Here is a 14,079-nt window from a genome sequence, read left to right on the forward strand (position 1 = left end):
CACAAGGGCCTTGGCGGCAATTCGTGAGTTAAACGGCTTAACTACCAATGACTCCGCCGTCTTCTTTGGTGATCATGATGACCGAAGAGCGCGGTATAGCGTTGCCACCAGCAGGAAAGTGAGCACCAGGGTGTTGGACGCCGACAAACATAGTGCGTGAATCAGGGGTAAACGTCAGCCCAGTGATCTCACATGAGGTAGGCCCAGTGAGGAAGCGACGAATTTCGCCTGTTTGAGTATCCGCGCATAACATTTGGTTATTGCCCATGCCGGCAAAATCGCCTTCGTTGGAATAATTGCCGTCGGTTTGGATCCAAAGACGTCCGGCGCGATCAAAGCCGATGCCGTCCGGGCTGTTAAACATATTGTCTTTGTTGATGTTGTCTGTGCCTGCCATTAGGCCAGATTGCTTTTCAGGATGGCCTGCCATCACAAAAATATCCCACTCAAAGGTGTCACGGGTATGATCGCCTTGAGTAGGAGCCCAACGAATAATATGGCCATAAGGATTTTCCGTGCGGGGGTTAGCGGCATTGAGGGGGTGATTGTCTTTGACGCCGCGGTACTTATTATTGGTTAACGTGCAGAAAACGTGTTTTTTGTCGGCATGCACGGCCACCCATTCTGGGCGGTCCATGGTAGTGGCCCCCACTTGTGTTGCTGCTTCTCGGGCAAAAATGAGCACGCTGGCCTCATCAGGAAAGCCGTTTTCTGGCGTGAGACCGTTTTTGCCAAAGGTCAGCGCTAACCATTCACCTTGGCCGTTTAGCTCGTCGTCGCTGCCAGTAAATTTGGCGACATACAAGGTGCCATTTTCGAGCAAATCACGATTAGCGCTACCTTTACTCGGATCGTATTTTCCCTCAGAGACAAATTTATAAAGGTGTTCGCCACGCTCGTCGTCACCCATGTAAACCACAACATGACCATCGTCATTAACAGTGAGTGCGGCATTCTCGTGTTTAAAGCGCCCTAGTGCACTGCGCTTTTTCGGCGTTGAGTTCGGATCCATAGGATCAATTTCAACCACCCAACCAAAGCGATGTGGCTCGTTGGGATGTTTAGCCACATCGAAGCGTTCGTCATGTTTGTACCAATCATAGCCCCAATCAGAATCGCTGATACCGTAGCGCTGATACGTTTTGCCCAAGGTAACGTTTTTTGCGCTGGCAAAATAGCCGTTAAAGTTCTCTTCGCAAGTCAGGTACGTGCCCCAGGGTGTTTCGCCATTAGCGCAATTGTTAAAGGTGCCCAGGATCTTTTTTCCTGAAGGATCGGCGGCGGTTTTGAGTAACGAATGCCCGGCTGCGGGGCCCGTCATGGCCATTTCAGTGTAGGCCGTAATACGACGATTCAAGCGGCCCTCTTGGTTGACGTGCCAGCGGCCATCCATTTTTTTCAACTCAACCAAAGAGACGCCATGCGCCGCTTGTGACTTACGTGCATCATCGGCCGAAATATTTTTACCGCCGTGCTCAAATAAATATTCATCATTGATGTATTCATTATTTACCGCTAATAAAGCACGATCACTGGCTAGAGGAAAAAACGTCATGCCATCATTATTATCACCAAATTGGAGTGCTTGGGCATCGGCGCCATTTTGTTGGGAAAAAGCAGGTGCGTTAGCGAAAAGAGGATCGCCCCAAGAGACCAGTACGTCAGCTTTATATCCTGAAGGTACGTTCACTGTATCAGTTGTTGATGTTGGGATCGCCTCAAAGCCGAGCAGTTCACTTTGGCTCATTGTATCTGCTACTGCTTTCGCAACTGGATTGGCAGCAAAAAAAGCGACAGCACTGGCCGCTCCGGTGCCTTGTAAAAAACGGCGACGACTTAATGCTGCATCAATAAAGCGGTTGAAGTCAGGCTCTGTATCTAATGGACGTTGATCAATATGCTTGCTCACGGCATGGTTCCTTTCTGATCGTGATTAAATAGTTATACTGACCCATCATAAATTGTGGGCGCGTCTGCGAGCATGGTGAGCCACTGTTAAAACCTCATGAATCATTGGTTAACTTCTCGAGTCAGCCGGGATCCGTGCGCACAGGATCACGCTTCAACATAGTTTACACTTCACCGCCTGACTGATGTGAGGGCTAGTGCTGGTCAAAGTAATCCTTGCGCCGGATATATTTATCCATGTAATGGTAGGCAATCGGGCGCGTTAACCAACTATAGAGGACGCGCAAGATTCGGAATAAAGAGGGTGTATTGGTATAAATTTTATTCTCGTGTAACCAAAGTAATCGTCCTACATGCCAGTACACGAAGGGAATGGCAGGTAAGAATGTGACCATATCGACATCACAACAGATACGATAGGTACGTGTTGAGAAAGGGTATAATTGCTTAAAACGCCACATTCCGGCAGCCGGCTGTCCAAACGTCACGATGCGCTTGATCGCCCCGCCAAATTGATGATTTAGCTTTGCTGCAGCGACAATCGCCATGGCGCCCCCTGAAGAATGGCCGATAAAAGAAATATGTTTACCTGCGTGTAAAAAAGGGGTTAACGCAGAGATTAATTTAGTGAGTACTGTCTCTCCTTCAAGCACGGTGTGATCGGCCGCTTGGGCAATATCGGCAAATTGGCTGTCTGTCATGTGTCGGTATTGGCGTTTGTGAGGTTGCCATGACAAACTTTTTTGTGTGAGAAGATAGTGAAACCCCCAATGGACGTGACACTTCTTACCATCGATAGTGATCGTTTTAGGCGTGCACGCACAGTTGACCAACCAATCCCAGGCGGTTTGCGAACCACGAAAGACCACGACCGCATCATCGTTTTCCCGCCACAGCACCCGGATAATACATCGTCTCCATCGGTCATAAATATCACGCCGGCCATGGGGACTGAATCCATACTGGGTGTGATCAAAATAGGTAGGGTAAGAGGCACGACAGAGTATGGCGTATCGCTCATATTGATAGCGTTTCAATCGCTTCATACAAGAGCCTATTTTATGAGTATTGAACTCAGGCTATCGAAAAAACATGACGAAACAGCGAAACGGTCAATGAATAGCGCGCTCAATCACCGCGCTAATAATTGTTTAGGAAGGGTTCTAAATGCGTATCATAAGTGAGCGCTTGAATCGGGCCACGGTGGGTGATTAAAAAGGCAGCATTCGTGCAATTACCAATCCCAATAATAACTTGTACCAACAGCCGTAAATCTCTTAACCAACGTTGCGTCTGCTCTTGACTCCAGTCTTCACGATATAGCCCCATATGATACTCAACCCACCAATAGGCGCCGCGAATAAATGCCTTCATTACCGACTCTGCCGCTAGGATCTGTTCAGCGGTACCAGAAAAGTCAAAATCGGGTGAGATGGGTTTGCCTTGCGTAAACGCGACATAGTTTCGACAGTGGCGAAAGAGCGCGAGCTGAAGTCCGGCTGCAGAATCATAGTGAGGGAGAGACAAGGTCGTGACAGGGAGATGTTTGATCGAGCGACGAAACAATGCCGCCGTGCGCTTACCGGGCATTAGATGCTCTATCGCGTAAAATAAATCCAAACTGATAAGCTGATTATTCAAGAGTACTCTTCACTATATTGACACAACACACTTATCCTGCCCGAACGGGCGGCTCGAGTATACAATATCGTATACTGAATTAAAGCATTAACTGATTCGCTCCCTCAAAGGAAGGCGTTGACAGCGTTGCTCTGATAATCCTCCCTTACTCTATGCCATAGCGCGCTTTTAGTGCAGATATCGCCTCTTGCTTATCGGATAGAAACTGATTGAATTCGTCGATGAGCTTGGGATGATGGATGGTGGAAAGCCGTCGAGTCCCTTTTTCATGGGGCAAGGTATCATCAAAGCGTACCGATCCTTTTTTAAAGCCCATTTGATCAAGATAAAACTGTGCAACAGCGATATTGGCATAGCCGCCATCAATACGACCGCTGACAAGCTTCATCATCAAAGAATCATATTTGTAGCTCTCATTTAAGCGTGTTTGGCCCGAACGGATACGTGATTGATAAAGTTCAGGGGTAAAGCCTACGACGGTTCCTAGTCGCTGTAATTGGTCAATAGGTTGGCCATAGTTTTGGTCGATAACCATGACGCCGTCGATATAATCAACCACAGGCTCACTATAAATGACATTGACGCCTTTTTTGATGTCGCGATCCCAATCGGGACTATCTGGATATTTAAGATCAACGACACCATCGACAAAACGGGAAGGAAGGCTTGTGAGTGGTAAAGCTTTGTACACAAAGCGATAGTGATGCGTGTTGGCGAACATATCGAGTAACTCGCGATTAAACCCTGAATAACTGCGATTAGAATACGCTGAAAAGGGATAATACTGAGAAAAGCTCTGTACGCCTACCACATAAGTCGTTTTGGCATTCACGGATACCGAGACACTCATAATCAGTAATAAAGCCCATAATCTTTTCATCGTTCCTATCCGACTTTCGTTGATTTTCCTCTTGTTATTGTAGACACAGAGACCGCACCTGTCTTTGCGTACTCGGCTGTTATTTTACAACATCGACTTTCACTTATCCTTTTTTTGGCACGCATAGCTGTCGATAAATCATTCGGTTATCGGTCACATTTTGCGCGTAAATATTTGAATGAACATTCGGTATGTTTTATTTTTTCACTTGGACTTTCAAATTTGATCAAATAACGATGAATAAGCATGAAATTGCGTCGCGGGCGATGCGGCAACATATTCTTTCAACCACATTGGAAATCGTTGGTAATGAAGGGCTTGCGGCACTCACAGCAACAAAGTTGGGTAAAAAAGCGGGGATCAGCAAAGGCGCGCTCTATCATCACTTTGATAATCTTGATGCAGTAAAATATGCGGCTGTGGATGAGCTCATTTCGATGTTTTTAGCCGTGGCTGAACCGGCTAATTTCGAGGACTTTGACAGTTATTTAGCGGTGACAGGCGATACCTTATACCTGACCATGCAATGCGAGCCTTATGCGATGAAGGCGATGTATAGCTTCACGACTCAAGCATTATTTGATGGGCAATTTCGTGCGGCAATACAACGTTTTTCTCAGCACGGCTTAACTGAATATACCCGAGCAATTGAGTACTTTTATCAAGGGAAGATTCCGCAGTATCAGATAGATACGGCAATTCGGGTAGTGGACGCTTTCTTTCTCGGGGCGGGCTTACAAAGCTATTTATCGCAAGGCGAGGATCGGTTTCGTCAGAGTTGGGCGTTGTTCTCACAAATGTTATTAACCCAACTTGATGAAAAATAGAGCGCCATCTCTGAGGTGAGGCGCTCTAGTGTGTCAAGCACGGAACTATACTAGCTCAGCGTTGTGATAGACGTTTTGTACGTCGTCGCAATCATTAAGCATGTCGAGGAACTTTTCAAAACGTTCAACATCATCGCCACTGACCTCAGTATCGATTTGAGGGACAAAGGTGATCTCCTCAAGATCAATCGGCGTGTCGCCAAGAAAGTCGCTCAGCGCATTTTTCACTTTGAAAAACTCTGTATGAGGCGCGAAAACCGTAATCACCCCTTCGTCTGCTTCGATGTCGGAGACATCCACATCAGCCATGACCAGGGTTTCCAGCGTGCCTTCTTCATCTGTACCTTGAAATTGAAACACCGCTTGATGTTCAAACATATGAGACACCGCGCCCGGTGTACCAATTTTGGCATCATTTTTGACAAAGCATTGGCGAACATCCATGTAGGTACGGCTGTTGTTGTCGGTTAAACAATCAACAATCACCGCACAGCTACCAGGGCCGAATCCTTCGTATCGAGCTACTTCATAGTTCTCACCACCAGAGCCATTAGCTTTATCAAGTGCCTTGTCAATGACATGCCCAGGCACTTGATCCTTTTTGGCTTTTTCCATCAAGCGGCGCAGTGATAGATTACTCTCTGGATCTGAGCCACCATTTTTAGCACATACGTAAATCTCTTTACCGTATTTTGAGTAAACCTTAATTTTTGCGCCTTGGGTTTTGGCCATTGACGCTTTACGAACTTCAAAACTTCGTCCCATTGGGAATCTCTCTTAATAACGCTTTCGCAGATACGGGGTAATTCTATCAAGAGAGTGTTCCTTTGCACCAGTAAATGCACTGACCTTTGACAAAGTCAGTGCGATAGACACGAATCACACTCTCTTGATGTCTAAATGGCCCTTGCCTGAGTCACCGGGCTTTGGCTTATTCTTGGCTTAAATGACTGGCATAGAGCTTAGGTCTGCGGTGCTTCAAGTTGGTGACTGAGCCTCGTTCATGCAGCATTTTGAGCTTATCAAGGTCAACATCCGCGAAGATCATCATCTCCGTGTTTGCGTTCGCCTCTGCGAGTGTCGCATCGTGAGGGAAATACACATCAGACGGTGAAAAGACCGCCGACTGGGCATATTGAATATCAACGTTATCGACACGGGGCAAGTTGCCGACACTACCACCAATAGCAACATAACATTCGTTTTCAATTGCGCGAGCTTGAGCGCACAAACGGACTCGAAGATAACCATTTTTGGTATCTGTCCAGAAAGGAACAAATAAAATCTGTACCCCTTGCTCGGCAAGGATCCGCCCTAACTCTGGGAATTCCGCATCATAACAAGTAAGAATGCCAACGCGGCCTGCGTCGGTTTCGATAACTTTTACTGTATCACCGCCATCGATCACCCAGTCTCGTTGCTCATGTGGCGTGATATGGATTTTGTACTGTTCGTCAATGCTGCCGTCTCGATGCATCAGGTAAGACACATTGTAGAGCTTGCCATCTTCGAGGACGGGCATACTCCCTGCGATAATATTGATGTTGTAAGTCACCGCAAGCTGAGAAAAGCGTTGTTTAATGGCTTGGGTAAACTCACTAAGAAAACGTATCGCCTCCACCGAGCGTTTATCTGGTGCAAGCCCCATTAACGGTGCACAGAAAAACTCCGGGAATAGGGCAAAGTCCGATTGATAATTGGCTAAAGAAGAAACAAAAAACTCGGCTTGGTTGAGCAGATCGTCAACGGATAACACGTGGCGCATCTGCCATTGCACAACCCCGAGGCGCACAATGGTTTTATCAATATCGTGCACCGATGATGCGTCTTCCTCATAAAAGAAGTTATCCCACTCCAATAATGTTGCGTAACCTGCGGATTTATCATCTTCGGGCAAATAACGATTCATTAGCCGTTTGACGTCAAAGTCATTAGACAGCTGAAACGAGAGGATAGGATCGTGAATCTCTTTACGTCTTACCTTGTTAATGTAGTCAGTCACTGACACATCGGTATGTTTGTGATAACCAGGAATGCGCCCACCCGCTAGAATTGCCTTTAGATTTAATGCTTGGCAAAGATCTTTGCGCGCCTCATAGAGACGACGTCCCAAGCGGTGCCCGCGGTAGTCCGGATGCACGAACACATCTAACCCGTAAAGCGCATCACCTTTGGCATCATGAAACACTACGCCGTCGTCAGTAATGATATCGCTATAAGTATGAGGGAGAGAAAAACGGTTGTAAGAGACTTTGAGTGTGAGGGCAGCGGCGACGATTTTACCGTTATCTTCAATGCATATCTGGCCATCAGGGAAGGCCGTTACCAGTTGCATGATCGTGCTTTTTGGCCAAGCACCGCCGACATCTGGAAAGACGAGGTCCATCAACTCTGCTAAGGGTTGATAATCGCTAACTTCTATAACACGCAAGTTAAGTAGCGTGGCGGTGTTTTCATCCATTACACGTTCTCCTATTGATAGCTGAGCGACCATTATGACAAAGTTTGATGTCTAAGTTCACGTTTGTTGATTGCTGGATTTTCATCTTTGCAGGCTTACCGCTTCGCTGCGGAGCTCGCTATACAGATAACTGCTGAGTAAAAAGCCAAATAGCCAATAATGCAAAGACGATGGCCATAATTTTGTGTTGATAGCTTTGAATGTGGGTGTTGGTCAGCATCTGCTTACCAAGTTTACCTACGATCGCGACCAGTATGATATTAAACGCAAGGCCGAGTGCATTAAGTAGAAGGCCGAGCGTTAATAGCTGAGTGCTCGATGATGCTTGTATCTGCTGTGAGATAAACTGCGGCAAGAATAAAACAAAAAAGAGTAACGCTTTAGGGTTGAGCAGGTTCGTCATCACGGCACGCTTATAGAGATAGCGCCCCATTTTTTGTTGATACTGTACCGCTTCGCTTTCAGCAGGTGATGCTCTCCACGTATCAATACTCATTTTGAGTAGATACGCTGCACCAACATACTGGAGAACCGTTAACGCAATCGGGGACATTGCAATCACGGCTGAAACGCCAGTGGCCGCTAATACGGTAAGAATCAGTCCAGAGGTAGCGTTGCCTAAACTCGCGGCAACACCGACCCGTCGACCATAGCTAAGACTCGCGCTAATAATCAATAACATATCTGGCCCGGGGACGAATAGCAGCGCGGCAACGGCTGTTAAGTAAACAGGAAGCAAATTAGGGTCGATCATAAACGAAGAACACTTAACCAAATAAAGTGCGGCATTTTACCTTCTATCTAGGCATTATCAATAATGATTAAACATTAGGCTGGTGGTTTATAAGGGTAAGCTTGGTCAACTACGCGAAAAATGCGCATAAAAATGCCCCCAGGTTGGAGGCATTTTCAAACTCACAATGTGTTGCTGCTAGGTTATGCAGCACGCACTGTCGGTTTTGGTGCGGGCTTTTCAATAAAGCAAGCGTGTAATGCACAGATAGCGGCATGGTAATACTTATCAAGGACAACGTATTGCACATCCACATCGCGCATTGAAGAGTGAGCCGCTTTAGGGTTGATCTCCGCATCAAGTAGCGCAAGCATCCCTTTACTCATTGTTTGGTTTGAATCGATACGGCTGCCGATAACAGAAATCAGTGCGACCATTTCACCGGTAATCTTCGCTTTTGGATATAGCTTTTCAACCCGATTAATGACCTTATCTTGGCTCGCGGTCTTACCATCTAAGTAGTAAGTAATGGAGTTAGCGTTCATCTCTTTACTGATTAGCTGAACGTTCTCTTCACGAATGATTTCCATCACGTCGTAACTGACTTGATCGCAATGTCCGACCATTGATTGGTCAAAAATGTGTAGCGCAAGCACTTTGTCACGGCCAGCAATGATTTCGATCTCATTGTCCTTTGGACGGTATTTGTGAGAGATCACCGTACCAGCATGCTCAGGTTCAAAGGTATTTTTAACGACCAGTTCAATACCTACAGCGCGCATGCCAGAGGCCGCGTTAGGATGAATCGCTTCCATACCAAGGTTTGCCAGTTGGTCAGCCACATCGTAGTTGCTGAGGCCCATTGGCTGTACACGTTCAGGGCCGACAATGCGGGGGTCTGCACTGCTCAAATGGTATTCTTTATGAATCACGGCGCTGCTTGCCTTAGTCAGCACTGCAATTCGGCTAAAGGTCATTTCACTGTAGCCGCGGTCGTAGGTCTTCATCAGACCTTCATCACAGTAGACGTAGCCGGTAACGATGGGCAGCTCATTGCTGAAATCAATGTCGTCCATCGCATTGGCGATGACTGTATTGAGATCACCTTTGCCTTCATCCGGATTGTCCCAGCCAGACAGGTCGACAAATCGTGAGTTGATGCCAACACTTTCGAGGAGCAGCGTCGAGTTGTGTGCACTATGTGCTTCACCAATTGACGACAGGAACTCACGGACTTGCGGCAAATAGCTTTCCAGAGAAAACTGCCCATAGTTACAGGTTTCGAGTATGCCTTCGATACAGCTATGCGCTTTTTCCATTCGCTGGCGAATAAAATTATCGGCACGCTCACGAAAAACAGGGTCAGGGAACATGTTGCTATTAATCAATAGCATACGCTGTTCTAGCTCATCCATCGCATCGCGCCATTTTGGGTTGTTCGCGGCGAGTAAGCGATAAATGCCTGGTTTACCCGAACGCTTACACTCCAGCAATGCATCCGTGATGCCAGCGTAAGCAGAAACAACAAAAATTCGGTTATATGGGTTTGACGGGTACAAAAAGATGTTATCCATGACAGCGTCATAGGCTGACATCGACGTACCGCCGATCTTTTCAACGGTATGATTCATGTGAGCTCCTTGTGGGCTTTATGAACAAAAAGGTCGATTGGGTTTACAGGGGCAGCATCCCGCTGCCCCTTGACGGTTAATCGACTAATGGATAAACACCGTTTTCATCGTGTGTCTCTTTCCCTGTGATAGGCGGGTTGAACACACAGGCCATGACCATATCAACACCTTTATTTGCGCGTAGCTGGTGCTCGTCATGTTTATCTAGAATATACAGCGTGCCGGGCTTGATTGGATAAACCTTGCCATCGTCAGTCGTTTCAATCTCACCCTCACCAGACATGCAATAGACTGATTCTAGATGATTCTGATAATGGATATGCGTGTCTGTGTTCGCATAAATGGTGGTGATATGGAATGAAAATCCCATGTTATCATCACGTAGCAACATGCGTACGCTTTCCCAATTTTCTGCGACCACGCGGCGATCACTGTTTTGACATTCTTCTAATGTGCGGACAATCATGATTGTTCCTTATTATTTGTCTATTCGTTATGTCTTTATGATGCTTTTTTGAGCTTCTCTTTCTTGTACTGCTCAACGGACTTAACGAAAATTTGTAAGCCTTTCTCCATTTCAGCTTCACTGACGGTCAGCGGAGAGAAGAATTTAATCACTTCGTCTTCTGGGCCGGCTGTTTCGATGATCATGCCATTATCAAAGCACAAGCTGGTTATGTCGTCGGCAATATCACCGTTCTTACAGGCAATACCCTGCATCAATCCTCGTCCTTTGATGATCTCAAATAAGTCGCTATTTTTAGCAAGCATATCTTGCAGGACTTTGTTGAGCTGATCCGCACGCGCTTGAATATGGGTTTGGAACTGATCATCTAGCCAATAGGTTTCGATGGCTTCGGCAGCGGTCACAAAGGCATGGTTGTTACCACGGAATGTACCGTTATGCTCACCCGGTGCCCATTGATCTAGCTCAGGTTTGAGTAGAACGACTGCCATAGGTAAGCCGTAACCACCAATGGATTTGGACAAGGTCACAATATCAGGGTTGATGCCTGAAGGCTCAAAGCTAAAGAAAGTCCCCGTACGCCCACAACCTGCTTGAATATCATCGACAATCACCAGGATATCGTGTGCTTTACAGATAGTTTGTAAGCGTTGTAACCATTCATTAGATGCGGCATTTAAGCCACCTTCACCTTGAACGACCTCAAGTAATACAGCGGCAGGTTTATCACCACCGGTTAAACCGCTTGAAGCGTCATTAAGCATCGTCTCAAACAAGGTGAGACCATCAACGTTTGCATAGCCGTCATACGGAATACGCGTGACTGAATTATTGACTGGAATACCGCCGCCACCACGATGGTGATGGTTACCTGTCACCGCGAGTGCACCATAAGTACAACCGTGGAAGCCATTAGTAAAAGAAACAATGTTTGAACGCCCAGTCACTTTGCGAGCTAGCTTCATTGCCGCTTCTACAGCGTTGGTACCAGTAGGGCCTGTGAATTGGAACTTGTAGTCCAAACCACGTGGGGCCAAGATGTGATTTTTAAATACTTCGAGAAAGCGTGCTTTCGCCTCTGTATACATGTCTAGGCCGTGTGTAATGCCGTCTTTCTCGATATACTCGATCAGCGCTTTTTTCAGCGTCGGATTATTGTGTCCATAGTTCAGTGAACCAGCGCCGGCTAGAAAATCAAGGTAGCGCTTACCGTCTACGTCAGTCATCCAACAGCCTTTTGCGCTCTCAAATACAACGGGAAAGTTGTTGGCATAACATTGAACATTTGATTCCTGCGACTTAAAGATATCCATAACTCATCCTGTTATTTTTTGAGTGGAATTCGGAAAAGGTATTCGGTGTCGTGCTCACCGTTGAAATGCTCTTGTTCATCAAGGAACACCGAGCGTTGACCACCAGAGCCATAGAGGCGGTCTACCTTTTTAAACAGCGCCCAAGAACCGGCGTTGTCTTCTGTGATTGTGGTTTCGATGAAGTGAACGTTTTGCGCGACTTTGCGAGCCAGTAGCGCCTCAATCATCGATAGGGCAAGCCCCTCACCACGTGCTTTTGGCGACACCGCAACTTGCCAGACGAAAAAGGTATCTGGCTGCTCAGGGCGGATATAACCGGAGATGAAGCCCTGCACATCGCCTTCTCGCTCTGCAACAACACACGTTTCTTTAAAATGCGTCGCCTGTAAAAAATTACAGTAAGCGGAGTTCACGTCCAGCGGCGGGCATTGCGTGATTAGTCGATAAATGTTGCCACCATCGCCGATGGCAGGCTTACGAAACACGAACTGCGTGTTAGATTTTGTCTGTTTACGGTCGAGTACTTCAGAATCCAGCACTGCCGTATCTGTCGTTTTTGATCGCCACATAATTGTTTTGTGCTCTAACGAATTCGCTTTACATAATAGGCGATTGATTTGGTTTATCAACCCCGAATTTTTGTGTTCGGCCTGTCAATAATAATTAAGTTAATGATTTATATGTATATTTATATTGTTAAATTTTTTATTAAAGTAAGTGTTTCGAGGCGTAACATTTACTGGCCTAAAGGTGTGGGCAGGTTCCCAATCGATACGATGGTTTGCTAAACAGACTGCTTTTGCTGTCTAGTGGATGGTAAGTTGTGGATGTAGGGCAGACTCACAGCGCTGAGCAAGGCTGTGAGTCGGGACGCAAGTATTAAAGACCTTGTACCAGGAAGTCGCGATATTTCGTGTCTTCGTGAACCACGTGATGAATCCACCAATAGCGTAGAAATTTAAAAAACTCGGAGCGATAGAGCGTGGGATCGGCCTGGCACTGAAGCAGTACATATTGAGCCTGTCGCGCTAGGCGTTGATGGATGGCTGCATGCTCTTTGTATTTGGGGTAGGCGCGTGCTTCAAGAATGTCTTCTTCTAGCAGAAAGTGCGAAGCGATGTAGTCACGGAAACGTTGAGCTAAGGCATCGAAGTCAGCTTTGTCATCATCATCGTGATGGTAAGCAATGGCCTCGTAGGTATCGTTGATAATAGCCAACAATTGCTTATTGCTGTTATCCAATTCTTGATGACCGACTGTGTACTTCTCTTGCCAGCGTATAAATTTGCGATCTTTGGGCTCACTAGAGGGTTGCGGTGATGCCTTTACATCTCCTAGTGTATCAGGCGCTATCGGCGTCTCTTCTACAGGTTCGGTGATGCATTCGATTTGCTGTTGTTCTTCTTCCGTAAACACAACCGCACCATTGTGCTCGAACTCTGTCGATTTGGCCGGGTCAGACTGGTACATCTCGAAATAGAACTGTGGGGGTTTTTTCGCCTTGGTATGTTTGGACAGTTGCTTGACACGATTTTCAAGGTCTTGCTTTTTAACAGGTTTTATCATGAACGCGTCAACATCAAAGCGGATACACTCGCTGATCACGGCTTTAGAAGCGTTTGCGGTCAGAATAATGATGGGTGTGTCGTGGCGTAGATGATAGCGGCCACTTCGCATGAGACGCAACATTTCTAAACCATCGATAGGATCCATTTGTAAATCGGTAATGATAAGGCTCGGCTCGTCATGATAGGCGCGAGATATCGCCTCGGCGCCGTCTGCTGCGGTGATCACTGATTTAATACCGAGTGCCTGTGCCATTAATCCAATCGTGTCTCGGATCATCTCATGATCGTCGACAATCAAGCACGGAGATAGCATACGTCCTCCTGACAATATGATGTACTCACAGCCTAGTGGATAGCAACAAGAGCGTCTACCCAATAGCGCCTAGTGCTCCATCTAAATCTAATGAGCCAAAGCGAGTTAATTTAGGTGGTGGTGAAAGGCGCACCACCACGAAGTGGTGGCTTTAATCAAACCCTTCTTGCTGATCTAGGTATTGCTTCACGATCTCAAGTGGCGCACCTCCCCCCGGTGTCAGGATAGTTGTCCAGATCTTGAATCGCCCTAAAATCCAGCTATGGAGGGCTAATGGAGGACACTATGCCGAGATATTCCGAAGAAAGAAAAGCCGCCATCCTCAAGAAACTGTTGCC

13 protein-coding genes are annotated in these 14,079 nt (G+C 46.7%); 1 reads left to right on the forward strand and 12 read right to left on the reverse strand.

Features of this window, described 5'->3' with window-relative positions; all coding sequences use genetic code 11:
* Positions 1-37: 37 nt before the first annotated feature.
* The 4 genes from BZJ21_RS10210 to BZJ21_RS10225 form a co-directional block, all read right to left on the reverse strand.
* Complete coding sequence (locus BZJ21_RS10210; RefSeq protein WP_077669722.1) at positions 38-1,909, reverse strand: PhoX family protein; 1,872 nt, start codon at positions 1,907-1,909, stop codon at positions 38-40.
* A gap of 193 nt (positions 1,910-2,102) precedes the next feature.
* Positions 2,103-2,954: a lipase family protein gene (locus BZJ21_RS10215; RefSeq protein WP_077669723.1), complete on the reverse strand. Its 852-nt coding sequence runs from the start codon at positions 2,952-2,954 to the stop codon at positions 2,103-2,105.
* Between the two features lie 94 nt (positions 2,955-3,048).
* Positions 3,049-3,549: a hypothetical protein gene (locus BZJ21_RS10220; protein ID WP_025744358.1), complete on the reverse strand. Its 501-nt coding sequence runs from the start codon at positions 3,547-3,549 to the stop codon at positions 3,049-3,051.
* Between the two features lie 145 nt (positions 3,550-3,694).
* The gene (locus BZJ21_RS10225) at positions 3,695-4,429 is read right to left on the reverse strand and encodes a type 2 periplasmic-binding domain-containing protein (protein ID WP_077461418.1); all 735 of its coding nucleotides are present in this window, start codon (positions 4,427-4,429) and stop codon (positions 3,695-3,697) included.
* A 236-nt stretch (positions 4,430-4,665) separates the two neighbouring features.
* On the opposite strand from BZJ21_RS10225, the gene BZJ21_RS10230 reads away from it, so the two are divergent.
* Entirely contained in the window at positions 4,666-5,256 is a 591-nt protein-coding gene (locus BZJ21_RS10230) for a TetR/AcrR family transcriptional regulator (RefSeq protein ID WP_158075518.1), read from the forward strand.
* Between the two features lie 45 nt (positions 5,257-5,301).
* Here BZJ21_RS10230 and BZJ21_RS10235 read toward each other — a convergent pair whose 3' ends face one another.
* The 8 genes from BZJ21_RS10235 to BZJ21_RS10270 all read right to left on the reverse strand — a co-directional run bounded on the left by BZJ21_RS10235 (position 5,302) and on the right by BZJ21_RS10270 (position 13,741).
* Positions 5,302-6,021, reverse strand: coding sequence for a YebC/PmpR family DNA-binding transcriptional regulator (locus BZJ21_RS10235; RefSeq protein ID WP_077669725.1), 720 nt, complete (start codon positions 6,019-6,021; stop codon positions 5,302-5,304).
* 166 nt (positions 6,022-6,187) lie between these two features.
* On the reverse strand, positions 6,188-7,717 hold the full coding sequence (locus tag BZJ21_RS10240; RefSeq protein ID WP_021024028.1) for a bifunctional GNAT family N-acetyltransferase/carbon-nitrogen hydrolase family protein: 1,530 nt from the start codon (positions 7,715-7,717) through the stop codon (positions 6,188-6,190).
* A gap of 118 nt (positions 7,718-7,835) precedes the next feature.
* Positions 7,836-8,471: a LysE family translocator gene (locus BZJ21_RS10245; protein WP_021024029.1), complete on the reverse strand. Its 636-nt coding sequence runs from the start codon at positions 8,469-8,471 to the stop codon at positions 7,836-7,838.
* A 182-nt stretch (positions 8,472-8,653) separates the two neighbouring features.
* The gene (locus BZJ21_RS10250; RefSeq protein ID WP_021024030.1) at positions 8,654-10,081 is read right to left on the reverse strand and encodes an aspartate kinase; all 1,428 of its coding nucleotides are present in this window, start codon (positions 10,079-10,081) and stop codon (positions 8,654-8,656) included.
* A 76-nt stretch (positions 10,082-10,157) separates the two neighbouring features.
* Positions 10,158-10,547: an ectoine synthase gene (locus tag BZJ21_RS10255; RefSeq protein ID WP_021024031.1), complete on the reverse strand. Its 390-nt coding sequence runs from the start codon at positions 10,545-10,547 to the stop codon at positions 10,158-10,160.
* A 35-nt stretch (positions 10,548-10,582) separates the two neighbouring features.
* Positions 10,583-11,860, reverse strand: a complete 1,278-nt coding sequence (ectB, locus tag BZJ21_RS10260; protein WP_021024032.1) for a diaminobutyrate--2-oxoglutarate transaminase — start codon at positions 11,858-11,860, stop codon at positions 10,583-10,585.
* Between the two features lie 11 nt (positions 11,861-11,871).
* Positions 11,872-12,429: a diaminobutyrate acetyltransferase gene (ectA, locus tag BZJ21_RS10265; protein WP_021024033.1), complete on the reverse strand. Its 558-nt coding sequence runs from the start codon at positions 12,427-12,429 to the stop codon at positions 11,872-11,874.
* Between the two features lie 310 nt (positions 12,430-12,739).
* Positions 12,740-13,741, reverse strand: coding sequence for a bacteriohemerythrin (locus tag BZJ21_RS10270; protein ID WP_077461415.1), 1,002 nt, complete (start codon positions 13,739-13,741; stop codon positions 12,740-12,742).
* Between the last annotated feature and the right edge of the window lie 338 nt (positions 13,742-14,079).

Origin of the sequence: Salinivibrio costicola subsp. alcaliphilus (genome assembly GCF_001996185.1) — a bacterium.
GTDB classification, from domain to species: Bacteria; Pseudomonadota; Gammaproteobacteria; order Enterobacterales; family Vibrionaceae; genus Salinivibrio; species Salinivibrio costicola.